The sequence below is a fragment of the Duganella levis genome, assembly GCF_009857605.1.
GTDB classification, from domain to species: Bacteria; Pseudomonadota; Gammaproteobacteria; order Burkholderiales; family Burkholderiaceae_D; genus Rugamonas; species Rugamonas levis.
This window is the reverse complement of the sequence record NZ_WWCT01000003.1, coordinates 203,106-229,572: the sequence shown is the minus strand read 5'-3', so window position 1 is coordinate 229,572 and position 26,467 is coordinate 203,106. Positions and strand designations below refer to the sequence as shown.

Sequence of the window (26,467 nt, the reverse complement as noted above, 5' to 3'; positions counted from 1 at the left end):
AAAATAGGGATCAGTTTTACACAAAAATACAAAGTCTTTCGTCGATAAACAACTAATTGTGATAGTCACCCGTTTTTTGTTCACCCAGGTTCATGGCTGATAACGTTACAATGGGGCACTTAGCGACTCCGGAGCCAGGCCATGAGCGATAAAAACAGGCTGTTCAATGCCGAGGACGGCCGCCTGCTGGCCGAGGCGGCGCTGCGTTCGATTACCGACTCGACGGCGCGGGCGCGCGGCGACGATTTCCTGCGCATCCTGGTGCGCGACCTGGCGCGGGCGCTGGACGTGCACTACGTGATCGCCGGCCGCGTGGCGCCGCTGGCCGATGGCGAAGGCATCCGCACGCTGGCGGTGTGGGGTGGCGCCGACTACCTGCCCAACATGGAATACAGCCTGCGCCACACGCCGTGCCAGGACGTCACCGAGCAGTGCATGTGCTTCCACGCCAGCGGCATCCAGGCCGACTATCCGCAGGACACGCTGCTGGTCGAGATGCAGGCCGAAAGCTATATCGGCATGCCGATGATCGATACCGAAGGGCAGACGCTGGGCATCCTGTCGGCCATCGACACCAAACCGATGGACGAGGACAAGCGCCTGCTGGCGCTGTCGCTGCTGTCGATCTTTGCCGCGCGCGGCGCCGCCGAGCTGCAGCACCAGGACCGCGAACAGCAGCTGGAAGCGACCGTGCAGCGCCGCACCGAGGCCTTGCTGGCGGCGCAGGCGACGCTGGTCGAGCAGGAAAAAATGGTGGCGCTGGGGACCTTGGTGGCCGGCGTGGCGCACGAGGTCAACACGCCGATCGGCGTTGCGGTGACGGCGGCCTCGACCATGGCCAGCTATGCCGACGACTTGCTCAAATGCGTCAGCGGCGAACGCGTCAGCCGTTCGGAGTTATTGACCACGGCGCAGCGGCTGCGCGAGGGCGCCCAGCTGATCGAGCGCAACCTGGCGCGCGCGGCCGATTTGATCGGCAACTTCAAGCAACTGGCGGTGGACCAGGGCAGCGCCCATGTATCGGAAGTGGGGGTGCGCGAGCATGCGCTGAGCGTGGTGTCGGCGCACGGGCCGGAACTGCGCAAGGTGGGCATCAGCGTCGAGGTCGACATCGCGCCGGAGTTGCGCACGCGGCTGGATGCGGGACGCTGGTCGCAGGTGCTGTCCAACCTGCTGATGAACGCCGCCAAGCACGCCTATCCCAATGGCGGGCCGGGCCAGGTGACGCTGGCGGCGCGGCTGGCGCTGGAAGGCGGCGTGCGCTGGCTGCTGCTGGAATTTGCCGACGACGGTGTCGGCCTGAGCGGCGAGGTGCGCGAACGGCTGTTCGAGCCGTTCTTTACCACCAAGCGCGGGCAGGGCGGTTCCGGGCTCGGCATGCATATCGTTTATACGATTGTGCACCAGATGGGCGGCCACGTGGCGGTGGCGCCCGCCGCGCCGGACAGCGCCGGCTGCCGCATCAAGCTGCGGCTGCCGGTGCGCGACTAACGTCAGGCTTGCTGCGCGGCCAGCGACAGCGCCACCGCTTCCGCCACTTTGATGCCGTCGACGCCGGCCGACAGGATGCCGCCCGCATAGCCGGCGCCTTCGCCGGCCGGGAACAGGCCCTTGGTGTTCAGGCTTTGCAGCGTGTCGTCGCGGCGCTTGATGCGGATCGGCGACGAGGTGCGCGTTTCCAGTCCGGTCAGCACGGCGTCATGCTTGAAGTAGCCCTTGAGCTGCTTGTCGAACGCCGGGAAGGCTTCGCGCAGCGCCGTCACGGCAAACTCCGGCAGGATCTGCGCCAGGTCGGTCAGCGTGATGCCCGGTTTGTACGACGGCACCACCGCGCCGAAGTCGGTCGAAGCGCGGCCGGCGACGAAATCGCCCATCAGCTGGCCCGGCGCATTGTAAGTGCCGCCGCCCAGGTGGAAGGCCTTTTCTTCGAGGTCGCGCTGGAAGGCGATGCCGGCCAGCGGGTGGCCCGGATAGTCGACTTCCGGCGAAATGCTGACCACGATGGCGCTGTTGGCGTTGCGCTCGTTGCGCGAATACTGGCTCATGCCGTTGGTGACCACGCGGCCCGGCTCGGACGCCGCCGCCACCACCGTGCCGCCCGGGCACATGCAGAAGCTGTACACCGCGCGCCCATTCGATGCGTGGTGCACCAGCTTGTAGTCGGCGGCGCCAAGGATGGGATGGCCGGCGTTGGGGCCGAAGCGGCAGGTGTCGATCAGCGATTGCGGATGCTCGACGCGGAAACCGATCGAGAACGGTTTTGCTTCGATGTAGACGCCGCGCTCGTACAGCATTTCAAAGGTGTCGCGCGCGCTGTGGCCGATCGCCAGCACCACGTGGCTGGTGGCGATTTTCTCGCCGCTTTCCAGCGTCAGGCCGCGCACCTGGCGGCCGTCGGCGGTTTCCTCGATCTCGATGTCGGTGACCTTGCTGTTAAAGCGGTATTCGCCGCCCAGCGCCTCGATGTTTTCGCGCATCGATTCGACCATTTTCACCAGCCGGAACGTGCCGATGTGCGGCTTGCTGACGTAGATGATTTCTTCCGGCGCGCCGGCCTTGACGAACTCGTTCAGCACCTTGCGGCCGTAATGCTTCGGGTCCTTGATCTGGCTGTACAGCTTGCCGTCGGAGAAGGTGCCGGCGCCGCCTTCGCCGAACTGCACGTTGGACTCCGGATTGAGCTTGCGCTGACGCCAGAAGCCGAAGGTGTCGACCGTGCGTTCACGCACGATCTTGCCGCGTTCGAGGATGATGGGACGCAGGCCCATCTGGGCCAGGATCAGCGCCGCCAGCAGGCCGCACGGACCGATGCCGATCACCACCGGACGCTGGAAATCCGGGTGGGCGGCCAGCGCCTGGCCGTCGGCGACGTATTTATAGCCGGTGTCCGGTGACGGCATCAGGTGCACATCGTGGTGCAGGCGCTGCAAGACTTCGGCTTCATTGGCGACATCCACATCCAGCGAGTAGATCAGGACGATCGCGGATTTCTTGCGCGCGTCGTAGCTGCGCTTGTAGATGGTGAAGCCGCGCAGGTCGGCGGCCGGGATGGCCAGGCGCGCCAGGATGGCGGCCGGCAGTTGCTCCTCGCTGTGGTCGAGCGGGAGTTTGACTTCATTTAAACGCAGCATGATGGGGGTTCCAGAAATTGCAGGGCTCCGTAGCTAGCGGAGATTCAGGCGATATTTTACCCTGACTGGCGACCCCGGCGTCAGGTCAGCCGCTCAGGCCAGGCCGCCCCAGGCCGCGCTCAGCACCGACACCGCCGCCAGCGCCGCCGTTTCGGTGCGCAGGATGCGCGGCCCCATGGCCAGCGGCAGCGCGCCGTGGCGCAGCGCCAGGTCTTCCTCTTGTTCGCTGAGACCGCCTTCGGGGCCGACCACCAGCGTCACCGCTTGCGGCGGCTGGTGGCGCGCCCAGTCGGCCAGCGACTGTTCGGCGCGCGGCGTCAGGATGATGCGGCGGTGCATGTCCTGTTGGGTGATCCACTGTTTATAGTCCTGCGGCGGCGCCAGCCGGGCCAGCCGGTTGCGGCCGCTTTGCTCGGAGGCCGAGACGATGATGCCGCGCCAGTGCTCCAGTTTCTTTTCCGCGCGCTCGGCCGACAGCCGCACCACGCAGCGCTGCGCCGCCAGCGGCTGGAAGCCGGACACGCCCAGTTCGATGGCTTTTTCGATAATCCATTCCATTTTGCTGCCTTCGGGCAGGGCCTGTGCCAGCGTGACGGCAAACGGCAGTTCGGCCTCGCGCGCGCTGTGGGCCTTGATCTCGGCGCTGGCGCTGCGGCGGCCCAGTTCGCTGAGGCTGGCGGTGTACTCGCCGCCGTCGCCGTTAAACAGCGTAATCAGATCGCCTTCGGCCAGGCGCAGCACCTGCACATGGTGGGCGACCGCCTCGGGCAGGGTAACTAACTGGCCGATGGCCAGCGGCTGGGAAACATAAAAGCGGGGCATGGAAATCCGATCAAATGGTAAGTCGCCATTTTAATCGTTGCCGGCACCGGGAAGAAGCCGAGCAACCGGCAGTAAATAACGCTCCAGCTTGGTGCGTATTAATTCCATTCTGGTGCAAAGAAACTTTCATGTGCACCAGCAAGTTTCAAGGAAATAAAGGCGCAGAATTTTGTTCTGGCGGACGGCCAAAAAGGCCTTGGGCGGGAAATTTTATATCGATATGCGGATTTTGCTCAAAACAAACAACGGAGGTTTGTGCTGATGAGACGCATGAAATCTGCCGTTTCATCATAAATTATTTATCGCGATATCTGCATAAAATTAATACGGTTTTCGTTATTTTTTCCAATTCCCGTTGTTTTATTGCATAACAAAAGTTGTATTGTTGACACACTTGTTTGCTGCATGTTTTTATGAGTGTATGGACGAAGATTACACGTCCGTAATTGTTGGTAAGAGATCTCCATTAGAGAGATAACGGGTATTGTTGCCTACAAGGCAAAATTTATTCAAATTGGGAATACACTCATATGTTACGTAAAACTGTTCTTGTGAACGCGCTTTCGCTCGCCTTCGGCACTGCGGCGCTGACCATGGCCGTCGTGCAGCCTGCGCTGGCACAGTCGAATGCCAGTGGTACCGTCTACGGTCGTGTTGCTCCTGGCAGCGCCACTTCGGTGGTACTGAAAAACCTGGACACCAACCAGACCCGTACCACTGCTGTGGACGCCTCTGGCGCCTTCAGCGTGTCCTCGCTGCCAGTGGGCCGCTACAGCGCCACGCTGCAGAACGGCACCACCCCTGGCGCCAGCACCAACCTCGAAGTACTGGTTGGCCAAGGCGTGGAAGCAGTCTTCAGCAGCGGCGTGCAAACCGTGCAGGTGAGCGGTCGCCGCAGCCGGATCGACATGTCCAACGCCAACAACGGCGCCACCTTCACCTCGCGTGAACTGGACAAACTGCCGATCGCCCGCAGCGTCGACGCCATCGTGCAACTGGCGCCAAACACCACCCGTGGCGATCCGACCTACGCGGCCGGCTCCTCGCTGGGCGGCGGCGGCGCTTCGGAAAATGCGTACTACATCAACGGCTTCCCGGTGACCAACCCGCTGACCCAGCTGGGTGCGTTCGAGCTGCCATTCGGCGCGATCGCCCAGGCCCAGGTGCTGACCGGTGGTTACGGCGTTGAGTTCGGCCGTTCGGTCGGCGGCGTGGTCAACATCACCACCAAATCCGGTACCAACACCTGGGAAGTGGGCGGTCTGATCTCGACCACGCCGAAGGACTTCCGCGCCAAGTACAAGGACATGTACTACGCCAACACCGGCGTGTTCCCGGCGACCGACAATACGCTGCGCATCCGCCGCGAAGACAATAGCCGTGAGCAGACCCAGTACTCGGCTTACGTCGGCGGCCCGCTGATCAAGGACACCCTGTTCGCCTTCGTCGCCCTGGAACAGACCGAAGATGAAGTCGCCGGCGTGTTCGGCGGCCGTACCGCGCTGACCAATGCCGCCAACGGCTGGCGCGATTACCAGACCACCACCCAGCGTTACTACGCCAAGCTGGACTGGAACATCACCGACAATCACCGCATCGAGTACACCGGTATCGGCGACCTGCCGAAGACCAATACCCAGTACCGTTCGTATAACTACACCACCCGCGCGGTCGGTTCGACCGTCAATTCCTCGACCCACGAAGAATACGGTCCGTTCAACCCGAACGGCGGTCAGGCCAACATCATCCGCTACATCGGCAATATTACCGATGACTTCACCGTCAATGCCCTGTACGGCAAATCGCGCGCCCGTCACATCTACACCCCGTCCGGCTACGATCCAACCCTGGCCCAGGTTACCGCGTCGCCAGAAAACCAGGTGCCGGGTCTGAACTACAACGGCGGCCAGCCGTTCACCACCAACCAGCCATACAACGGCGCGACCGACAACGTCATCTCGAAACGTCTGGACCTGGAATACAAACTGGGCAACCACAAGCTGCGCGCCGGTCTGGACAACAACTCGATGTCGTCGATCAACGCCGGTGATGCCCTGGCCGGCGGCGTGCTGTGGACCTACCTGAAAACCGATCCGACCAAGACCACCACCGTCACCGGCGGCACGGTGCCGGTGCTGACCGGCACCGGTCCACTGGGTTCGCAAGGTTACTACGTGTCGAAAACCCTGTCGTCGACCGTGTCGAACGCCTACGCCGGCCAGGACGCGCAGTACCTGGAAGACCAATGGCAGATCACGCCGAAACTGTCGGTCACCGCCGGTATCCGTCGTGAAGGCTTCTACAACGCCAACCAGGACGGCACCAAGTACATTGAGATGAAGAACCAGATCGCGCCGCGCCTGTCGGTCGTCTGGGACGCCAATGGCGACAACTCGCTCAAAGTCTTCGGTAGCGCCGGCCGCTACACGCTGCAGATGCCAACCCTGATCGCCCTGCGTGGCGCCAATGGTTCGCTGAACACCAGCCAGTACTACACCTACACCGGTACTGACTCGCACGGCGCACCAACCGGCCTGACCCCGGTCACCGGCGTACTGTCGGGTAACAACGAATTCGGTCAGGCCAAGGATCCGAAAACCGTCGCTGCGCTGAACATGAAACCGTCGTATCAGGACGAGATCACGATCGGCTTCGACAAGGCCTTCAGCCCAAGCCTGAACTTCGGCGTCAAAGGTACTTACCGTACGCTGCAATCGACCATCGATGACTTCTGCGATGGCCGCGTGTTCACCAAGTACGCCAAAGACCACGGCATCAATACCAGCAACTATGAAGGCTTTAGCTGCGCCTCGTTCAATCCGGGCGAAGCCAATGACTTCCTGGTCGACTACGCCGGCACCCACAGCAACTACACCCGCGTCCACCTGACCAAGGAAGACCTGGGCTTCGACAAGGCCAAGCGCGTCTACGCCGCGCTGGACTTCTATGTTGAGCACCCATACCGCGACGGCTGGTACGGTAAGCTGAACTACACCCTGGGCCGCAGCAAAGGTAACACCGAAGGCCAGACCCTGTCGGACACCACCCAGGGCCAGGGCGACGTCGCAGCCACCCAGACCTGGGACTACGCGCAGCTGATGAAGTACGCCGATGGCCTGCTGCCTAACGATCGCAAGCACCAGATCAAGGGCTACGGTTTCTACGACATCACGCCGCAGATCACCGTTGGCGGCTTCCTGACGCTGGCTTCGGGTCGTCCACGTTCGTGCTCGGGTACCAACCCAACCACGCTGAACGACATCGGCTATAACTACCAGTCGGCATCGCACTATTGCTTCGGCGTCACCGGCGACAAGAACGTACCGTCGCCACGTGGCACCGTGGGCCGTCTGCCATGGGAAAAAACCCTGGACCTGAACGCCTCGTGGAAGCCAACCTTCCTGCCAGGCCTGGCACTGAAAGTGGACGTGTACAACGTTCTGAACGATCAGTCGGTACAAAAAGTGGTTGAGCGTTACAACACCAATAACGCCCGCTACGCGCTGTACGAATCGGTGCTGAACCTCACCGCGCCACGTTCGTTCAAGTTCACCGCGGAGTTCAACAAGAAGTTCTAAGCAGGTCGCCGCCGGCCCTGGCCGGCGCTTGACAGCGGGGGCGGCGTTCCGAAAAGGACGCCGCCCTTTTTAGTTTGGCGGGCGCTGCTCTGGTAAAATAGCCAGCTTCAGAAAGTAGCCGGCCTACTGCAAACGCATTCAAACTCCGTGATTGACCACACCATGACTTTTACGCTCCCACACCCACAAAAGGCTAACGCGATCCGCGCGCTGGCAATGGACGCCGTCCAGAAGGCCAATTCCGGCCACCCAGGCATGCCGATGGGCATGGCGGAAATCGCCGTTGCACTGTGGAGTGGCCATTACAGCCACAACCCGGCCAACCCGAAATGGGTGAACCGCGACCGCTTCCTGTTGTCAAACGGCCACGGTTCGATGCTGCACTATGCGCTGCTGCACCTGAGCGGCTACGCGGTGACCATGGACGACATCAAGTCGTTCCGCCAGATGCACTCGAAAACCCCGGGCCACCCGGAAGTCGGCTACACCCCGGGCGTGGAAACCACCACCGGTCCGCTGGGCCAGGGCCTGGCCAACGCGGTCGGCATGGCGCTGGCTGAATGGCTGCTGGCAAGCGAATTCAACAAGCCGGGCCTGGACGTGGTTGACCACTACACCTACGCCTTCGTCGGCGACGGCTGCCTGATGGAAGGCATCTCGCACGAAGCTTGCGCACTGGCCGGCACGCTGAGCCTGAAAAAACTGATCGCCCTGTACGATGACAACGGCATTTCGATCGACGGTAAAGTCGAAGGCTGGTTCACCGACGACACCCCGGCCCGTTTCGAAGCCTACGGCTGGAACGTGATCCGCGCCGTCGACGGCCACGATGTGGCAGCCGTGTCGGCCGCCATCGAAGCCGCCAAACAGGCCGACAAGCCAACCCTGATCTGCTGCAAAACCATCATCGGCAAAGGTTCGCCGAACCTGCAAGGCGGCGACAAGGTGCACGGCGCCGCGCTGGGCGACAAGGAAGTGGCTGCCGTCCGCGAATACATCGGCTGGACCTCGGCCCCGTTTGAAGTACCGACCGACGTTTACGCCGCCTGGGACTTCAAGTCCGCCGGCGCCAAGCTGGAAGCCGACTGGAGCGCCAAGTTCGCCGAATACACCGCTAAATACCCGCAAGAAGCCGCAGAACTGAGCCGCCGCATGGCTGGCGAACTGCCAGGCAACTTCGACGCGACGCTGGCGGCTGGTATCGCCTCGACCGTCGAGAAGAAAGAAAATATCGCCACCCGCAAGGCCAGCCAGAACGCCATCCAGGCGCTGGCGCCGGTGCTGCCGGAATTCCTGGGCGGTTCGGCCGACCTGACCGGCTCCAACCTGACCAACTGGAAAGAAATCACCCCAGTGCGTTCCGGCCAGCCAGGCAACCATATTAATTACGGCGTGCGCGAATTCGGCATGTCGGCGATCATGAACGGCGTTGCCCTGCACGGTGGTTACATCCCGTTCGGCGCCACCTTCCTGACCTTCGCCGACTACAGCCGCAACGCGCTGCGCATGGCGGCGCTGATGAAACAGCGTTCGCTGTTCGTGTTCACCCACGATTCGATCGGCCTGGGCGAAGACGGCCCGACCCACCAGTCGGTCGAGCACGTTTCGTCGCTGCGGCTGATTCCTAACCTGGACAACTGGCGTCCATGCGACACCACCGAATCGATGGTGGCGTGGGGCGCGGCAGTCAAGCGCAAGGATGGCCCATCGACGCTGATCTTCTCGCGCCAGAACCTGCCGTACCAGGAGCGTAGCGCCGAACAGATCGCCGACATCGCCCGTGGCGGTTACGTGCTGCGCGAAGCGGCCGACGCCAAGATCACGCTGATCGCCACCGGTTCGGAAATCGAACTGGCCCAGGCCGCCGCTTCGGCACTGGCTTCGGAAGGCATCACTGCCCGCGTGGTGTCGATGCCGTCGACCGACGTGTTCGACCGTCAGGACGCTGCCTACAAGGCCAGCGTATTGATCAAAGGCGTGCCACGCGTGGCAATCGAAGCCGGCGTCACCGATTTCTGGTACAAGTACGTTGGCCTGGAAGGCGCCGTGGTCGGCATCGATACCTTCGGTGAATCGGCCCCGGCAGGCGTGTTGTTCAAACACTTCGGCTTCACGGTAGAAAATGTCGTGGCAAAAGTCAAAGCGGTCATTGCTTAATCTATAATTGCTGGTTGCATTAACAATATTTTTAATCAGGAGCAAAGTATGACGATCAAAGTTGCAATCAATGGCTATGGCCGTATTGGCCGTAATGTACTGCGTGCTTTCTACGAAGGCGGCAAAAAACAAGACATCCAGATCGTGGCAATTAACGATCTGGGCGACGCCAAGTCGAACGCCCACCTGACCCGCTACGACACCGCCCACGGTAAGTTCCCTGGCACCGTGGAAGTGGACGGCGACAACATGATCGTGAACGGCGATGTGATCCGCGTGTTCGCACAGCGCAACCCTGCGGAAATCCCATGGGGCGACCTGGGCGTGGACGTGGTGCTGGAGTGCACCGGCTTCTTCACCACCAAGGAAAAAGCGTCGGCCCACCTGAAAGGCGGCGCCAAGAAAGTGATCATTTCGGCACCAGGCGGCAAGGATGTGGACGCCACCATCGTGTACGGCGTCAACCAGCAAGTGCTGAAGTCGACCGACACCGTGATCTCGAACGCATCGTGCACCACCAACTGCCTGGCCCCGCTGGTCAAGCCGCTGAACGACGCCATCGGCCTGGAAACCGGCCTGATGACCACCGTGCACGCTTACACCAACGACCAGGTATTGTCGGACGTCATGCACGAAGATCTGCGCCGCGCCCGTTCCGCCACCATGAGCATGATCCCGACTAAAACCGGCGCTGCCGCCGCAGTCGGTTTGGTACTGCCGGAATTGAATGGCAAGCTGGATGGTTTCGCGATTCGCGTACCGACCATTAATGTCTCGCTGGTCGATCTGTCGTTTATCGCCAAACGTGATACCACTGTGGAAGAAGTTAATGCGCTGATGAAAGCCGCCGCTGAAGGCTCGCTGAAAGAAGTGCTGACTTATCAAACCGAGCCATTGGTTTCGGTGGACTTCAACCATAACCCGGCATCGTCGAACTTTGATTCGACCCTGACCAAAGTATCGGGCCGTCTGGTGAAAGTATCGTCGTGGTACGACAATGAGTGGGGTTTCTCGAACCGCATGCTGGATACGACTGTCGCACTGATGAACGCAAAATAATACGGAGTATCTCCGTTAAAAGCCTCCCGGTTTTCCGGGAGGTTTTTTTTTATCCCGGCCAAGGGCGATACACCAAAAAATGGTGTAATCACGCCAATTTTTGGCATGGTTTACGGGCAAAAAAAGCCGGGATGCATTCCCGGCCGTAATTCTTACTGGTAAGCGCCTGAGCCGATCAGGAAATCATCGACCCGTTCCACATAACCCGCTTTCAATTCCACGGTTTTAGTGACTGGATTCGGCCATTTAAAATCCACCGAGCCGGAGCCTTTGGCTTTGACGACTTTAATCATTTCCTTGACGATAAATTTGCCTTCATTATCTCTCAGGCCGATCGATGATTTACCGACCATCTTGGGATTATTCCCGTGCGCTAATGCGACGCCATTAAAGTCATACACATAAATATATAAATCGCGGTCATGGAAAGTGGTATTGGCCGGATCGGAAATCGCCGCGAAGGTTTTCTCCTTGCCATCCGATTTCACCATGGCCACCGCCTTTTTTACCATGGCGACTGCTTCCTCCTTACTGCCTTTTTGCGCAGCCACCGCAACGCTACATAATGCCAGACTGATTGCTGCGGCAAACAAGGTCTTCATGCATGCTCCTCTTATGATTATGTCTATCCATATTAGCGCAGCTAAAGGGGGCGTAGGCGCCGCCGTTGCTAACTGGCAACATCCTCGCCAAACAAGCTGTTCCACAGCGTCCGCACTTGCCGCGCTTCGGTCGCCACCAGCGCCGGATCGATGCGCGCCAGGTCCTGGCCTTGCAGCCGCAGCTGGTGTTGCAGCTTGCGGTATTTGCGGTAGGCGTCGGCCACGCTGGCCGACAGCGGGCCGTCGATCAGACCTAGCTCGGCGCAGATGCGCAGCAATGCGATATTGCCAAAGTTGGCAGTCAGCTCAGGATAGGCAGCCGCGTGTTGCAGCACCATGAACTGGACGATGAACTCGATATCGATCATTCCGCCCGGATCTTGTTTGAGGTCAAACAGCGCGCTGTGGTTCGGCTTGGCGTCCACCATGCGCTTGCGCATCGCCAGCACTTCCTGCTTCAGCGGGCCGTCGGCAGGGCGCTCCTTGCGCAGCACCGCCTCGCGGATCTGTTCGAAACGTTGTCCGATCGCCAAGTCGCCGGCGCAATAGCGGGCCCGGGTCAGCGCCTGGTGCTCCCACACCCAGGCCGCGCTGGTCTGGTATTTCTCGAACGACGACACCGACGACACCAGCATGCCGCTGGCGCCGTCCGGCCGCAGCGCGGTGTCGATGTCGAACAGGATGCCGGCCGAGGTGTGCGAGGTCATCCAGGTGATAAAGCGCTGCGCCAGCTTGGCGTACTGGGCCGGCGCTTCCTGGTCAGGGTCGTCATACAGGAAGATAACGTCGAGGTCGGACACATAGCCCAGTTCCTTGCCGCCCAGCTTGCCGTAGGCGATGACGGTGAACAGCGGCACCTCGCGGTGGCGCGTGGCCACGGTCTGCCACACCGCCTTGATGGTAGCGGCAACGATGGTGTCGGCCAGCGCCGACAGGTGGTCGGCCAATTTTTCCACCGTCAGGTCGCCGGCCAGGTCTTGCGCCAGCAGGTGGAACAGCTGGACGTGGTGCACCTCGCGCAGGATGTCCATCTGGCGCTCGGTGTCGCCAGGATCGGCCGCCAGTTGCAGGTCGAGGTCGGCCGCCAGCGCCGCCGGGTCGAACACGGCGTTGCGCAGGCGGTCGTCCAGTAGCTCATCGAGCAGGATGGGGTGCTGGCTGAGGAACTTGGCGCCCCAGCCGCTGGCGTGCACCATGCGGATCACGCGCGCCAGGGTGTGCGGATATTCGGTCAGCAGCGACAGATAGGCCGAGCGGCGCGCGATGGCTTCCAGGAAATCCAGCAGCCGGCCCAGCGTGGCCAGCTGGTTGCCGCCGCTCGATTCGCTGGCGGCCTGGATGATCAGCGGCAGCGCGCTGTTGATCAGTCCTTGCAGCCGGTTGCGGCTAGCTTCCGGCAGCGATTGCAGGCGCGGCGCCTGCCAGGTGGCGATCAGGCGCTTGGTGGCGTCTTCCGGCGCCTCGAAGCCGAGCGCGGTGAAGCGGGCCACCATGGCTTCGCGGTTGTCGGGATCGGCGCATTCGTTGCTCGATTGCAGATCGATATCGTTTTCGCTGCTTTCGGTCTTGTCCGAGAACATTTCGTCGAACTGACCGGCGACGAACTGACGGTGCGCTTCCAGCTGGGTCAGCAGGGTGGCGACATCCGGCAAACCCATCATTTCGGCCACGGTCTGGCGGTCGGCGTCGTTGGCCGGCAGCGTGTGGGTCTGGGCGTCGTCCAGGTATTGCAGGCGATGCTCCAGGTTGCGCAGGAAGGTGTAGGAAGCCAGCAGTTGATAGACGATGGCGTGACTCAGCAAGCCTTTTTCGGCGATGATGCGCAGCGTGGTGCGGGTCGAGCGGTCGCGCAGGGCGGCGTCGCGGCCGCCGCGGATCAGCTGGAATACCTGCGCCAGGAACTCGATTTCGCGGATGCCGCCGCGGCCCAGCTTGACGTTGTTGCTGCGGTCCGGGTGTAGCCGCTCCTGCCGGTTGACCTCGGCGCGGATCTGCGCGTGCATATTGCGGATGGCGTCGATCACGCCAAAGTCCAGGTAGCGGCGGAACACGAACGGCCGCACAATCGCGTCCAGTGCGGCGATATCCTCGGCGCGGCCGGTGACGGCGCGCGCCTTGACCCAGGCGTAGCGCTCCCATTCGCGGCCCTGGACGATCAAGTATTGCTCCACCATGCCCAGGCTGGCGGCCAGCGGGCCTGAGTTGCCGTTCGGCCGCAAGGCCATATCGACGCGGAAAGTGTAGCCATCTTCGGTGATCTCCGCCAAAGCGGCAATTAACTTCTTGCCGATGCGGATGAAGAATTCATGGTTGGACAGACTGCGCTGGCCCGGACCGGCAACGGTGTCGCCATCTTCCGGGTAGACGAAGATCAGGTCGATGTCGGACGATACATTGAGTTCGCCGCCGCCTTGCTTGCCCATGGCCAACACGATCATTTCCTGCGGCAGGCCCGACTCGTGGCCGGTCGGCACGCCGTGGGCCGCCACCATTTCCGTATGCAGCTCGGCCATGTGCTGCTGGATGGCAAAGTCGGCGAAGCGGGTCATGGTGGTCACCACTTCGGCCAGATTGGCTTTGCCTTCCAGGTCGCGGCGGATCAGGGTGCAGACCAGCAGATTGCGCAGGCGGCGCATGGAACGCACCAGTGGCAAGCTGTTTTCTGCTTCTTTGCGTAAATAGTCCGCCAAATCGATGTCGGCAAGCGATAATTGCGATAGTTCATCTATTTTCACTGCGCGATCGGGCGCGGCGGCCAGCCAGCGTTGATAAAAACGGGAAACTGTCGGGGATACGGGCGATGAACTCATAGAGGGATAAGGTAGAATTGCTTTGACAACCGAGTTTAGCGCGAGTTTCGTACTTATTTGACGCATGGCCTGATTTATTAGCGTATTAATGCAAAAACCAGAAGAGGAGACCGTGACAGGCGAAGGCCCATTGGCTGCGCGCTGGCACCGGCTTCGTACCGCCTATCGGATTTGCAATCTGGCCACCCATCACGTACTGGGCTTCATTTTGAAGCTGGTACTGCTGCTGTATTTTGCTTTCACCATCCTGTTCCTGACATTGCGCTATGTAGTGTTGCCGAATATCGACCATTACAAGGGCGATATCGAGCGCGCCGCCAGCAGCGCGGTCGGCAACCAGGTCACGATTTCCCGCGTGTATGCCTCGTGGAACGGCTTCCGGCCCAACCTGTTCCTGGGCGACGTGGTGCTGCACGATCCGCAAGGCCGTCCAGCGCTGCGCTTGCCGAGCGTGTCGGCCACGCTGTCGTGGTGGACAGCGGTGACGGGCAATCTGCGCTTCCGTTCGCTGGAACTGACGCGGCCCGACCTGTCCATCGTGCGCGAGACCGATGGCCGCCTGTATGTGGCCGGCATGTTCATCGACCCCAATAAGCCGAGCGACGGCAAAGGGCTGGACTGGCTGCTGTTGCAGCGCGATATCGTCATCCGCGACGGCCGCGTGCAGTGGACCGACCGCCTGCGCAACGCGCCGCCGCTGGCGCTGGACAACTTCCAGCTGGTGCTGCGCAACCAGTGGCTGCATCACCAGTTGTCGGTGCGCGCCACGCCGCCGGCCGAGCTGGCGCAGCCGCTCGACTTCCGCGCCGACTTTACCCATCCGGCGTTTGGCGCCCGCATCTCCAATTTCTCCATGTGGAAGGGCGAGGTCTATGCCGACATCCGCAACACCGACTTGCAGGCGTGGAAGGCCTGGGTCGATTATCCGTTTGACCTGAGCAAGGGGCACGGCCGGCTGCGCGCCTGGGTCGGCTTCGACCAGTCGCGCCTGACCAACCTGACCGCCGATGTCGGCCTGGATGACATCACCGCCGTGCTGGGCAAGGACTTGCCGTTGCTGGACTTGCAGCAGATGAGCGGCCGCATTGCTGTGCGCGAAGACATCCGGCCGCCGGCCGCGCGCCAGGGCGCCGCCACGCCGCGCTTCGGCGCGTTGGGCCACAGCCTGGAACTGAACAACCTGACGCTGACCACCCGCGACGGCCTGGTGATGGCGCCGACCTCGCTGTCGGAAAATTACGTGGCGGCAGCCGGCGCCAAGCCGGAGCGCTTCGAAGTACGGGCCCGTCAGCTGGACCTGCAAACCCTGGCCGGCCTGGCCGAGCGCCTGCCGCTGAACGAACAACAGCACAAGATGGTGGCCGGCTTCGCGCCGCGCGGCCTGTTGCAGAATTTTTCCGCCGAGTGGCAGGGCACTTTCCCGGCCTTGCAGACCTACCGCGTCAAGGGCGACCTGGTCGGGCTGGGCCTGAAGCCGCAGCCGCCGCGCCTGGCGCAGCCGAAGAGCGGCAAGACGCCGGCGATTGCCGGCATGCCCGCCATCCCCGGTTTCGATAACCTCAGCGGCTCGATCGACGCCACCGAGCGCGGCGGCAATTTCAGCCTGACCTCGCAGCAGCTGGTGTTGCAGATGCCGGACTATTTCGCCGAAGCGTCGATGCCGTTCGATCACCTGAACCTGAAGGCGCGCTGGTCGTTTGAGGACGACAATCAGCTGCTGTTCCAGATCGACTCGATGGACTTCGAGCAGGAAGGCATGAGCGGCACGCTGCAAGGCTCGCACACTCTCTCGCTGGCCGGCAAGGGACCGGGCAAGGCCGACCTGAGCGGCACGCTGACCGGCTTCCAGATCAACCGCATCGGCCGCTATCTGCCGATGCAGACGCCGCACGACCTGACCCACTGGCTGACCGGCGCGCTGGAAGGCGGTGTCGCCAGCGACGTCACGATCCGCCTGCGCGGCGATCTGACCCATTTCCCGTTCAAGGACGACAAGGCGCGCGGCGAATTCCGCGTGGCCGGCAAGCTGACCGACGCCAAGCTGAATTACGAGCCGGGCTACTATCTGCACGACGGCAAGGAACTGGGCAAGGACGGCCAGCCATTGCCGCTGTGGCCACAGGCCGAGCACATCAAGGGCAGCTTCCTGTTCGAAGGCGCGCGCATGGAAATCCGTGGCGACACCGCCACAACCGCCGGCGCCGCGCTGAGCAACGTCAAGGCCGTGATCCCGGACTTGAGCGTGCACGATTCCATGCTGGAGATCGACGGCAACGCCGCCGCGCCGATGCAGGAGTTCCTGCGCTACCTGACCATCAGCCCGGTGCTGGAGTGGATTTCGCACTTCACCGACGAGACGCAAGCCAGCGGCAACGCCAAGCTGACGCTGAGCCTGCGCATTCCGCTGGCGCACGCGATCGACACCAAGGTGCAGGGCACGGTGCAGCTGGCCAACAACGACATCGTGTTGATGAACGATTTGCCGGTGGTGCAATCGTCGCAGGGCAAGATTGAATTTAACGAGCGCGGCGTCAACCTGAACCAGATCAGCGGCAATTTCCTCGGCGGCCCGGTATCGATCACCGGCGGCAGCCAGAAGGATGGCGCCATCGTCGTCAAGCTGGGCGGCCTGCTGACGGCCGATGGCTTCCGCCAGGCCTTCCAGATGCCGGCCATGCAGCGCCTGGCCGGCCACTTCAATGGCGGCACGCGCTACAGCGGCACGGTGACCGCGCGCGACCATCAGGTCATCGTCGCGGTTGAGTCGTCGCTGACCGGGCTGGCGCTGGACTTGCCGGCGCCGGTCAACAAAACCGCCACCGACAGCATGCCGTTGCGCTTCGTGCTGACCAGCGGCCTGACGGCGGACGCGGCCGGCTTCCTGCATGACGATATCCGCATCAACCTCGGCAGCGGCGTCGCCGCGCGCTACCAGCGCCAGAAGCAAAGCAAGCAGCACTGGAAGCTGGTGCGCGGCGGCATCGGCGTCAACACGCCGGCGCCGGAGCCGGACAGCGGCCTGGCCTTCAATATCAGCATGAACCAGCTGAACGTCGATAACTGGCTGGACTTCGGCGACGCCATTGCCGGCCCGGCCGCTGCCGGCTCGGCGGCGGCGCTGGCGTCGCCTTCCGATGTCGGCGATTTCTCCCAGTACGTCATGCCCGACGCCATCGCCGCCCGCACCAGCGAACTGGTGATCGGCGGCCGCAAGCTGGAAAACGTGGTGGTCGGCGTTACCCATAAAAAAGGCATGTGGCAGGCCAGCATCGACTCAACCCAGGCCAATGGCTACGTTACCTGGGCTGAACCGTCCACCGGCGCCGGCCTCGGCAAGGTGACGGCGCGGCTGTCGTCGCTGGTCATCCCGGAATCGGCCTCGGGCGACGTCCAGGCGTTGCTGGACGACAAGAGCGCGGCCGCCACCATTCCGGCGCTGGATGTGGTGGTCGAGCGCTTTGAACTGTTCAACAAGCCACTGGGCCGGTTGGAACTGCAAGCCAACAACGCCCAGCTGGCGAATGCGCGCGAATGGCGCGTCAGCAAGCTGTCGCTGACCAATGCCGACGGCGAGCTGAACGGCTCGGGCAAGTGGGTCAGCAAGGACGGCGTGCACGACACCAGCCTGAATTTCAACCTCGGCATCATCGATGCGGGCAAGTTGCTGGAACGCTTTGGCTATCTCGATACGCTGAAGGGCGGCAAGGGTTCGCTGAAAGGCGATATCGCCTGGAAGGGCTTGCCGTACTCGCTGGACCTGCCGAGTTTGTCCGGCCAGATCACGCTGAATGTGGAGAAGGGCCAGTTCCTCAAGCAGGACCCGGGCGCAGCCAAGCTGCTGGGCGTGCTGAGCCTGCAAGCCTTGCCGCGCCTGCTCAAGCTGGACTTCCACGATGTGTTCTCGGAAGGGCTGGCGTTTGACGGCATTACCGCCAGCGCCAACATCAACCGCGGCATCGTTAAAACCGACAACTTGAAAATGCACGGCGTGGCCGCCACTGTATTGATGGACGGCAGCGCCGATATCGCCAATGAAACCACCAACCTGCATGTGGTGGTGATTCCCGAGGTCAACCTGGGCACGGCGCCGCTGGTGTATGCGCTGGCGGTCAACCCCGTCATCGGCCTCGGCAGTTTCCTGGCCCAGCTGTTCCTCAGTGCGCCGGTGATGAAGGCGCTGACCTATCATATGCAAGTGTCCGGGCCGTGGAAGGCGCCGGTCGTCACCAAGCTGGATGCCACAAAACTGGAACCGTCAAAGGGATCGCCATGAACCATACCGTCGCCGCCGTACAAATGATTTCCTCGCCCACCGTGGATGAAAACATCGCCACCGCGCGCCGCCTGGTTACCCAGGCCGCCAAGGACGGCGCCGGGCTGGTGCTGCTGCCGGAATACTGGGCCATCATGGGCCTGGCCGACAGCGACAAGGTCAAGGTGGCCGAGCCGCTGGGCACAGGGCCGATCCAGGACTTCATGTCCGGGCTGGCGCGCGAACTGGGCATCTGGCTGATAGGCGGCACGCTGCCGCTGGCGTCGGACGATGCCGAAAAGGTCATCAACACCACGCTGGTGTACAACCCGCAGGGCGAGCACGTCAGCCGCTACGACAAGATCCACCTGTTCGGCTTTACCAAGGGCACGGAGTCGTACAACGAATCGAAGACGATTGTGCCGGGCAAGAACATCGGCGTGTTCGAGGCGCCGTTCGGCAAGGTCGGCATGTCGGTTTGCTATGACCTGCGCTTCCCGGAACTGTTCCGCGCCATGGGCCCGGTGTCGCTGATCGTGCTGCCGGCCGCCTTCACCTACACCACCGGCATGGCGCACTGGGAAATCCTGCTGCGCGCGCGCGCCATCGAGAACCAGTGCTATGTGCTGGCGGCGGCGCAGGGCGGCATCCATCCGAACGGCCGTCGCACCTGGGGCCACAGCATGCTGATCGACCCATGGGGCACGGTCAAGTCGGTGCTGGCCGAGGGCGAGGGCGTGGTGCAGGGCGTGATCGACCCCGAATACATGCAAGGCGTGCGCGACAGCCTGCCGGCGCTCAAACACCGGACCATGTGATATCCACTACAATGCCGGTAACACCTAACAGAAAGCATCACCATGAAGCCATTTGAACCGAACCTGTCCACCCTGGCCGTAGCGCGCGATATCCTGCTGACGCCGTTCGGGCTGGACGAAGGCAAGCTGCTCAAGACCCTGGGCAGCATGTTCACCCACAAAGTCGACTATGCCGACTTGTATTTCCAATTTACCAAAAACGAAGGCTGGAGCCTGGAAGAGGGCATCGTCAAGACCGGCAGTTTCTCGATCGATCAGGGCGTCGGTGTGCGCGCCGTGTCGGGCGACAAGACCGCGTTTTCGTATTCGGACGAGATTTCCGAAGCGGCGCTGATGGATGCCGCCTCCGCCACCCGCACCATCGCCCGTGCCGGCGCTGGCAAGATCAAGGTGGCCGGCGCGATGAACCAGGTCGGCGGCCGTTCGCTGTACCTGCCGCATGACCCGCTGGTGTCGCTGGACGCGACCGCCAAGGTCAAGCTGCTGGAGCGCATCGAGAAGATGGCGCGCGCCAAGGACCCACGCGTGGTGCAGGTAATGGCCAGCCTGGCCGGCGAATACGATGTGGTACTGGTGGTGCGCAGCGATGGCGTGCTGGCGGCCGATATCCGTCCATTGGTGCGGGTGTCGCTGACCGCGATCGTCGAGCAGAACGGCCGTCGTGAAATGGGTTCGTCCGGCGGCGGCGGCCGCTACGACTATGGCTACTTCAGCGATACGTTGCTGGAAGAGTACGCAACTGAGGCCGTCAAATCGGCGCTGGTGAACCTGGATGCGCGTCCGGCGCCGGCCGGTCCGATGACCGTGGTGCTGGGCCCTGGCTGGCCGGGCATCCTGCTGCACGAAGCGATTGGCCACGGTCTGGAAGGCGATTTCAACCGCAAGGGTTCGTCGACCTTCTCCGGCCGCATCGGCGAGCGCGTGGCGGCCAAAGGTGTGACCGTGGTCGACGATGGCACGCTGGCGGATCGCCGCGGTTCGCTGAATATCGACGATGAGGGCAATCCAACCCAGTGCACCACGCTGATCGAAGACGGCATCCTGAAGGGCTATATCCAGGACACCATGAACGCGCGCCTGATGAAGATGCCGGTGACCGGCAACGCGCGCCGCGAATCGTTCGCGCACCTGCCGATGCCGCGCATGACCAACACCTATATGCTGGGTGGTGATAAAGATCCGGGCGAGATTCTGGCGTCGGTGAAGAACGGCCTGTATGCGGTCAATTTCGGCGGCGGCCAGGTCGATATCACCAACGGCAAGTTCGTGTTCTCGGCCAGCGAAGCGTACATGATTGAGAACGGCAAGATCACCTACCCGGTGAAAGGCGCGACCCTGATCGGCAACGGTCCGGAAGTGCTGAACCGCGTGTCGATGATCGGCAACGACATGAAGCTGGATCCGGGCGTGGGCGTGTGCGGCAAGGAAGGCCAGAGCGTGCCGGTCGGCGTCGGCCAGCCGACACTGCGGATCGACGGCGTGACCGTTGGCGGTACTGCCTGATTGCGTCGCTCCCGCGCAGGCGGGAGCCTATAGAACGCTTGCTCAGTATGGGCTCCCGCCTGCGCGGGAGCGACCTGTTTTAGAACTTGTAGCTGGCCTTTACGTAGAACGTGCGGCCCAGCGGGTCGGTAAAGCGGGGATCGTAACCGCTCTGGAACGTCGTGCCCTGGTTGGTGTACGGCGGCGCGCTGTCAAACAGGTTCTTGATACCCACCGTCAGGTCGGTATTCTTGAAACCGGTATAGCTGCTCGACAGCGAGTAGGTCGAGTACGCGCGCACCTTGTGGTAGTACGCATCCGCCACATCATTCTCATCCACATACCCGCTCAGATACTTGTTCGAGAAGCTGGCGCTCCACGGACCTTTCTTCCAGCTGATGGTGGCGTTGTGCTTCCAGCGGAACACCGGTGCATTGTCGCCATACACGCCGACGTTTTCCACGAACTCGCCACCGGTCTCGTTCTGGTACTTGTAGCTGTGTACCCAGGTGCCGTCGAACTGGAAGCCGAAGTCGCCCACCGAGGTGCGCGGCAGTTTCCAGCGCAGGCTGGTGTCGATGCCGGACGTCTTCACTTCACCCAGGTTGTCCAGCACAGCGTTCACGTATTGCAGCGTCTTGCCGTCGGCCGAGTAGACGAAGTAGTCCTTGTACTTGTCGTAGTTGCCGAAGATGGTCGACTCGGACACGGTGCCGATCGAATCCTTGATCTTGATGTTGAAGTAATCGAACGACACGCTGACCGCGTTGACCGGCTCGAACACCACGCCCAGCGCGAAGGTCTTGGATTTCTCCGGCTTCAGGTTGGCGTTGCCGCCGCTACGGATGTATTGCTGCTGCGCGCAGGCCACGTTTGGATTGGCGCCGGCCGCCGCCACGCCGCCCGGGCACAGGACCGGGTCGTCGTAGGCGTTGCTGGTGAAGGTCGAGGTGGCCGGGCCATGCAGGTCATACAGCGTCGGCGCGCGGAAGCCGGTGTTGTACGAGGTGCGGAACAGCACCTGTTTGCTGGCTTCCCAGCGCAGGCCGATCTTCGGATTGAAGCTGCCGCCGACGTCGTTGTAATGGTCGTAACGGGCGGCGCCCGACAGTTCCAGCGTCTTGGTCAGCGGCACGCTGACTTCCGAGTACAGCGCAGCGATGTTGCGCTGGCCGGCCTGGTCCTGCGCATCGGCGTAGCCGGAGCTCGATGCCTGCGACGCCAGCGCGGTGTTGACGTCATAGGTGGCTTTGTCGTGACGGAATTCCGAGCCGATTGCAAAGCCGACGCCGCCTGCCGGCAGCTGGTAGATCTCGCGGCTGACTTTGGCGTCGACACCGACGCTGGTCATCTTGGCGGCCAGGTATTCGCCGCGCAACTGGGCCGCGTCGATGTAGGCGCTACCGGCGGCCGACTGTTCGCCGAACGGATTCAGGATGCCGCTCAGTACGCCCGCTTTCATCAGCGAGTCGTTGGTGTAGCCGCCGACGAAGGCGCTGGCGGCCTTGCTGATGCCGTAGGTCAGGCCGACGTTGTAGTCCCAGCCCGCCACCAGGCCTTCCGACGCTACCACCAGGCGGTCGGAAATCGAGGTGTCGTAGCCCATGCGGTTGCCGGCGGCCACGGTGCGCCAGTTGATGGTCAGGTCTTCACCGGTCAGGCCGGCCACGGCCGGCACGCCGGCGCTGCCGCCTGGATAGTAGGGGCTGGCCGAGGTCATGGTGATGCCGGTCAGCGGCGACGGTGCGATGCTGCTCTGGTTGGTCGAACGGCTGTGCAGGTACTCAATCGTGGCGACATTATCTTCGCTCAGCTTGAAAGTGGCCTTGCCCAGGAAGGATTCCTGCTGCGTCTTCGGAATGTCCTGGATGTAGGCGATGGTGTCGGTACGGCAGGTGCCGTTCGACTTGGCGATCAGGCCCTTGCCGAGGCAGCCGCTGGCGTAGTAGGGGTTGCCGGTGATGCCGTTGTCCGAGTAGAAGTTGCCCGGCTGCGAAGTGCCGCTGCTGTTGTTGATGCCCTTGTCGGCGCGCACACTGGTGCTGGAGAAGTCGCGGTCCACGGCTTGCAGCGCGGTCTGCTTGTGCAGGTCGACCACACCGAAGATGTTCCAGCCATCCTTGTCGAGGTCGCCGTAGCCGCCCGACAGGTTGAGGCGCGACTCGGCGCCGGCGCCGCTGGCCTGCGGCTGGTAGCGCTCGACGCTGACGGTGGCGCCGGTTACCGAACGCTTGGTGATGAAGTTGATCACGCCGCCGATGGCGTCAGTGCCGTAGATGGCCGAGGCGCCGTCGCGCAGCACTTCGACGCGTTCCAGCGCCGACAGCGGAATGATGTTGAGGTCGACGGACGAGCCGTTGAACGGGTGGCTGGCCAGGCGGCGGCCATTCAGCAGCACCAGCGTCTTGTTGCTGCCCAGGCCGCGCAGGTCGGCGGTGGCGATGCCGCCGGTGCCGGAGCCGACCGACTGGCTGCTGCCGGTGACGCTCTGGTTCATCGACAGCGTGTTCATCACTTCAGCAGCGGTGGTCAGGCCTTGCTTTTCGAAGTCGGAAGCCTTGATGGTGGTGATCGGCAGTGCCGTTTCAGTGGCCAGGCGCTTGATGCTGGAACCGGTCACTTCCACGCGCTGGATCGGTGCCTCATCGGTTTGCGCCTGTGCTGCGTGCATGCCGACCAACAGGCCACCGGCAAACAGCGCACGCAAGGTACGGGACATCGCTCTTTCAATCATCATTGTTTTAACTCCTGCATGGATATGGGAATGGGTGTTTGCTTTTTGAGCAAAGGCCATCAGACCATCGGGACAGGAGGTGAACAATGACGCTTGAACAAGTACGCGCCGTGCAAAGCGTTACAGATGTAAAGCCGGTGTGGCGCCTGCGGTGCGGCCGATTGGGCGGAAAGGCGCGCCACACGCCCGTTCCGCCCGCATTACAAATGCTTACAGCTCCAATGAAATTTACGTGACTGTGTGTAGTGTAAATTTATGTCAGAACTTGTAGGTGATGCGCGCATACCACGTACGGCCAAGCGGATCGGTGTAGCGCGGATCGTAGCCCTGCTGGAAGGTGGTGCTCTGGTTGGTGAACGGCGGCTCTTCATCCAGCAGATTGCGCACGCCCACCGTCAGGTCGACATGCTTGATGCCGGTGTAATTGCCGGACAGCGACCACACCGAATACGATTTGACCTGGTTGAAGAACTCCGGCTCGACGCCGTTCTGGTCGGTGTAGCCGGACATATAGCGGTTGGTCAGCGACGCCCCCCACGGCCCCTTGCTCCAGTTGATGGTGGCGTTGTGGCGCCAGCGGAATACCGGTGTGGCGTCGGCGTAGCGGCCGACATTCTCGGTGAACACGCCGCCGCGCTCGTTCTGGTAATCGTAGTTGCGCACCCAGGTGCCGTCGATCTGCAAGGAGACCGTGCCGTACGGCCCCTGCGGCATGCGCCACAGCACGCTGGCGTCGATGCCGCTGGTCTTCACTTCGCCGAGGTTGTTGGTGATCAGCGAGACGTAATCGAGCCGGGTGCCGGCTGCGTTGTAGTGGAACAGGCTCTGGTACTTGGCGTAGTCGTTGAACACGGTCTGTTCGGCCAGCGCGTTGATCTGGTCGCGCAGGCGGATGTTCCAGTAGTCGAGCGACAGCGTCAGCGCGCGCACCGGTTCGAACACCACGCCGGCGCTGTAGGTCTTGGAGCGCTCCGGCTTGACGTCCGGATTGCCGCCCTGGCGCTTGTTCTGCTGCTGGTCGCACGACAGGTTGGGGTTGGCGCCGGGCACCGGCACGCCGCCGGGGCACAGCACCGGATCGTTCCACGGATCGGAGGTATTGGTCACCGTCTGCGGGCCGTGCAGGTCGAACAGCGTCGGCGCGCGGAAGCCGCGGTTCCACGAGGCCCGCAACAGCAGCGGCGTGACCGGCTGGTAGCGCGCGCTGATCTTCGGCGTGAAGCTGCGGCCGACATCGCTGTAATGGTCGAAGCGGGCGGCGGCGTTGAGTTCCAGGTTCTTGATCACGGGTGCGTTGAGTTCGGCGAACAGCGCGTAGATGCGGCGGTCGCCCGACTGGTCCTGGGCGTCGGCAAAGCCCGAGCTGGACGCTTGCGACGCCAGCGCGCGGTTGACGGAATACAGTGCGCGTTCCTTGCGCGCCTCGGCCCCCAGCGCGAAGCCGAGCGCGCCGCCTTGCAGCTGCGTCAGCTCCCGGCTGGCGCGGGCGTCGAGCGCGGTGGAGCGCATGCGCGCGCGCAGGTATTCGCCGATCAGCAGCGAGTCGTTGAGGTAGGCCAGGCCGGCCGCGCTCTGCTCGCCGAACGGATTCAGCAGACCGCTGCCGACGCCGTCGATCATGCGCTGGTCGATCACGTAGCCGCCGGCGAAGGCGCTGGCGGCCTGGCTGATCGAGTGGCTCAGGCCGGCGCTGTAGTCCCAGCCTTGCAGCGTGCCTTCGGCGCTCAGCACCAGCCGGTCGGCGGTGCTGGTGGAGTAGTCGGCGCGGCGGCCGGTGACCAATGGCCGCCAGCTGATGTCGAGGTCTTCGCCGGTCAGGCCGGCGACGGCCGGCACGCCGGCGCTGCCGCCCGGATAGTAGGGACTGTCGCCATGCATGATCATGCCGATGCCGGCCAACGGCGGCGGCGCCACCCGCGCGGTGTTGGTGCTGCGTGCGTGCAGCGCTTCCAGCGCCAGCGTGTGGTCGTCGCTCGGCTTGTACGACAGCCGCCCCAGATACGATTCCTGCTTGGTGTAGGGGATGTCGTCCACTTCGCGCGTGTAGTCGTAGCGGCAGGTGGGCGAGCCGGTGGTGTTGGGAATGGACGCCGGCGGCAGGCAGCCGCTGGCAAAGCCGGGATTGCCGCTGATGCCGTTGTCGGAAAAGAAGTTGGCGGGGAAGGGCGTGCCGCTGGTCTGGCTGACGCCGCGGCTGGGAATCACGCCGGTGGCCGAGAACGGCCGCGCGGTGGCCGGCAGCGCCAGTTGCCGGTGCACGTCCATCACGCCGAAGATGTTGAAGCGGTCGGTGGCAAGGTCGCCGAAGCCGCCGCTGAGGTTGAGACGGCGCTCGCTGCCGCCGCCTTCCTCCTGCGGCTGGTAGGCTTCCACCGTCACTTCGCCGCCCTTGACCTGGCGCTTGGTGATGAAGTTGATGACGCCGCCGATGGCGTCGCTGCCATACACGGCCGAGGCGCCGTCGCGCAGTACTTCCACCCGGTCCAGCGCCGACAGCGGAATCACGTTGAGGTCGACGCTGTCGCCGATGATCGGATGGGAGGCGATGCGGCGGCCGTTGAGCAGCACCAGCGTGCGCTCGCCGCCGAGGCCGCGCAAATCGGCCTGCGACTGGCCGCCGGTGCCGGAGCCGATCGACTGCGCGCTGGACAGCGAGGTCTGGTTCATCGGAATACTGTTGAGCACTTGCTGAACGGTAGTCATGCCCTGGCGCGCGAAGTCTTCGGCACGGATCGAGGTCAGCGGAAGCGCGGTTTCGCTGGCGATGCGGCGGATCAAGCTGCCGGTGATTTCCACCCGTTGCATGGTGGGTTCCGGTTCCGTAGTCTGGGCGGCGGCGTTGGCCGCCAACAACGCCATGGCGAGCTGCGTGTAAAGTCGTTTGGTCATCATGTTTCTCCCGGGAAGTAGCCGCATTGCGGATGCATGCGCAGCCTTTCAGTTTTGCTGGGTTCAATTGGGTGAAACCTGATCTGCATCAGATGTGCGCGATAAAGCGCTTGCCAAACGGCGCAAGTTGTTG

The 26,467-nt window shown here is 62.8% G+C and carries 13 protein-coding genes; 7 read left to right on the top strand and 6 right to left on the bottom strand.

What is annotated here, in order from left to right; translation table 11 throughout:
* Window positions 1-141: 141 nt before the first annotated feature.
* Window positions 142-1,491, top strand: a complete 1,350-nt coding sequence (locus tag GTP69_RS06155; RefSeq protein ID WP_161054052.1) for a sensor histidine kinase — start codon at window positions 142-144, stop codon at window positions 1,489-1,491.
* Window positions 1,492-1,493: 2 nt separating this feature from the next.
* Here GTP69_RS06155 and GTP69_RS06150 read toward each other — a convergent pair whose 3' ends face one another.
* Both GTP69_RS06150 and GTP69_RS06145 read right to left on the bottom strand, forming a co-directional pair.
* Entirely contained in the window at window positions 1,494-3,131 is a 1,638-nt protein-coding gene (locus GTP69_RS06150) for an NAD(P)/FAD-dependent oxidoreductase (protein ID WP_161054051.1), read from the bottom strand.
* A 93-nt stretch (window positions 3,132-3,224) separates the two neighbouring features.
* The gene (locus GTP69_RS06145) at window positions 3,225-3,953 is read right to left on the bottom strand and encodes a 16S rRNA (uracil(1498)-N(3))-methyltransferase (protein WP_161054050.1); all 729 of its coding nucleotides are present in this window, start codon (window positions 3,951-3,953) and stop codon (window positions 3,225-3,227) included.
* Window positions 3,954-4,504: 551 nt separating this feature from the next.
* Here GTP69_RS06145 and GTP69_RS06140 point away from each other — a divergent pair.
* The 3 genes from GTP69_RS06140 to gap all read left to right on the top strand — a co-directional run bounded on the left by GTP69_RS06140 (window position 4,505) and on the right by gap (window position 10,747).
* Window positions 4,505-7,531, top strand: coding sequence for a TonB-dependent receptor (locus GTP69_RS06140; RefSeq protein WP_371867820.1), 3,027 nt, complete (start codon window positions 4,505-4,507; stop codon window positions 7,529-7,531).
* Between the two features lie 162 nt (window positions 7,532-7,693).
* Window positions 7,694-9,688, top strand: a complete 1,995-nt coding sequence (gene tkt / locus GTP69_RS06135; RefSeq protein WP_161054048.1) for a transketolase — start codon at window positions 7,694-7,696, stop codon at window positions 9,686-9,688.
* 48 nt (window positions 9,689-9,736) lie between these two features.
* A complete protein-coding gene (gene gap / locus GTP69_RS06130) occupies window positions 9,737-10,747 on the top strand; it encodes a type I glyceraldehyde-3-phosphate dehydrogenase (protein WP_161054047.1) in 1,011 nt (336 codons plus the stop codon).
* Between the two features lie 152 nt (window positions 10,748-10,899).
* Here gap and GTP69_RS06125 read toward each other — a convergent pair whose 3' ends face one another.
* Window positions 10,900-11,349, bottom strand: coding sequence for a cache domain-containing protein (locus GTP69_RS06125; RefSeq protein WP_161054046.1), 450 nt, complete (start codon window positions 11,347-11,349; stop codon window positions 10,900-10,902).
* A 68-nt stretch (window positions 11,350-11,417) separates the two neighbouring features.
* Window positions 11,418-14,159: a bifunctional [glutamate--ammonia ligase]-adenylyl-L-tyrosine phosphorylase/[glutamate--ammonia-ligase] adenylyltransferase gene (gene glnE / locus GTP69_RS06120; RefSeq protein ID WP_161054045.1), complete on the bottom strand. Its 2,742-nt coding sequence runs from the start codon at window positions 14,157-14,159 to the stop codon at window positions 11,418-11,420.
* A gap of 88 nt (window positions 14,160-14,247) precedes the next feature.
* Here glnE and GTP69_RS06115 point away from each other — a divergent pair, with 88 nt between their 5' ends.
* The 3 genes from GTP69_RS06115 to tldD are packed head-to-tail and all read left to right on the top strand — an operon-like array spanning window position 14,248 to window position 20,732.
* A complete protein-coding gene (locus GTP69_RS06115) occupies window positions 14,248-18,432 on the top strand; it encodes a YhdP family protein (RefSeq protein WP_161054044.1) in 4,185 nt (1,394 codons plus the stop codon).
* Window positions 18,429-19,229 carry a carbon-nitrogen hydrolase family protein gene (locus GTP69_RS06110; RefSeq protein ID WP_161054043.1) on the top strand — a complete coding sequence of 267 codons (801 nt, stop codon included), beginning with the start codon at window positions 18,429-18,431 and terminating at the stop codon, window positions 19,227-19,229. Before GTP69_RS06115 ends, GTP69_RS06110 begins: the two co-directional genes overlap by 4 nt.
* Before the next feature lie 42 nt (window positions 19,230-19,271).
* Entirely contained in the window at window positions 19,272-20,732 is a 1,461-nt protein-coding gene (gene tldD, locus GTP69_RS06105) for a metalloprotease TldD (protein ID WP_161054042.1), read from the top strand.
* Window positions 20,733-20,811: 79 nt separating this feature from the next.
* Here tldD and GTP69_RS06100 read toward each other — a convergent pair whose 3' ends face one another.
* Both GTP69_RS06100 and GTP69_RS06095 read right to left on the bottom strand, forming a co-directional pair.
* Window positions 20,812-23,448: a TonB-dependent receptor plug domain-containing protein gene (locus GTP69_RS06100; RefSeq protein ID WP_229260831.1), complete on the bottom strand. Its 2,637-nt coding sequence runs from the start codon at window positions 23,446-23,448 to the stop codon at window positions 20,812-20,814.
* 255 nt (window positions 23,449-23,703) lie between these two features.
* Complete coding sequence (locus GTP69_RS06095) at window positions 23,704-26,337, bottom strand: TonB-dependent receptor (RefSeq protein ID WP_161054041.1); 2,634 nt, start codon at window positions 26,335-26,337, stop codon at window positions 23,704-23,706.
* Between the last annotated feature and the right edge of the window lie 130 nt (window positions 26,338-26,467).

Coding starts and splice junctions, on each gene's coding strand:
- GTP69_RS06095 (WP_161054041.1), bottom strand. CDS start 26,337: ATGATGACCAAACGACTTTACACGCAGCTCGCCATGGCGTTGTTGGCG.
- GTP69_RS06150 (WP_161054051.1), bottom strand. CDS start 3,131: ATGCTGCGTTTAAATGAAGTCAAACTCCCGCTCGACCACAGCGAGGAG.
- gap (WP_161054047.1), top strand. CDS start 9,737: ATGACGATCAAAGTTGCAATCAATGGCTATGGCCGTATTGGCCGTAAT.
- GTP69_RS06115 (WP_161054044.1), top strand. CDS start 14,248: ATGCAAAAACCAGAAGAGGAGACCGTGACAGGCGAAGGCCCATTGGCT.
- tkt (WP_161054048.1), top strand. CDS start 7,694: ATGACTTTTACGCTCCCACACCCACAAAAGGCTAACGCGATCCGCGCG.
- tldD (WP_161054042.1), top strand. CDS start 19,272: ATGAAGCCATTTGAACCGAACCTGTCCACCCTGGCCGTAGCGCGCGAT.
- GTP69_RS06110 (WP_161054043.1), top strand. CDS start 18,429: ATGAACCATACCGTCGCCGCCGTACAAATGATTTCCTCGCCCACCGTG.
- GTP69_RS06155 (WP_161054052.1), top strand. CDS start 142: ATGAGCGATAAAAACAGGCTGTTCAATGCCGAGGACGGCCGCCTGCTG.
- GTP69_RS06100 (WP_229260831.1), bottom strand. CDS start 23,448: ATGATGATTGAAAGAGCGATGTCCCGTACCTTGCGTGCGCTGTTTGCC.
- GTP69_RS06145 (WP_161054050.1), bottom strand. CDS start 3,953: ATGCCCCGCTTTTATGTTTCCCAGCCGCTGGCCATCGGCCAGTTAGTT.
- glnE (WP_161054045.1), bottom strand. CDS start 14,159: ATGAGTTCATCGCCCGTATCCCCGACAGTTTCCCGTTTTTATCAACGC.
- GTP69_RS06125 (WP_161054046.1), bottom strand. CDS start 11,349: ATGAAGACCTTGTTTGCCGCAGCAATCAGTCTGGCATTATGTAGCGTT.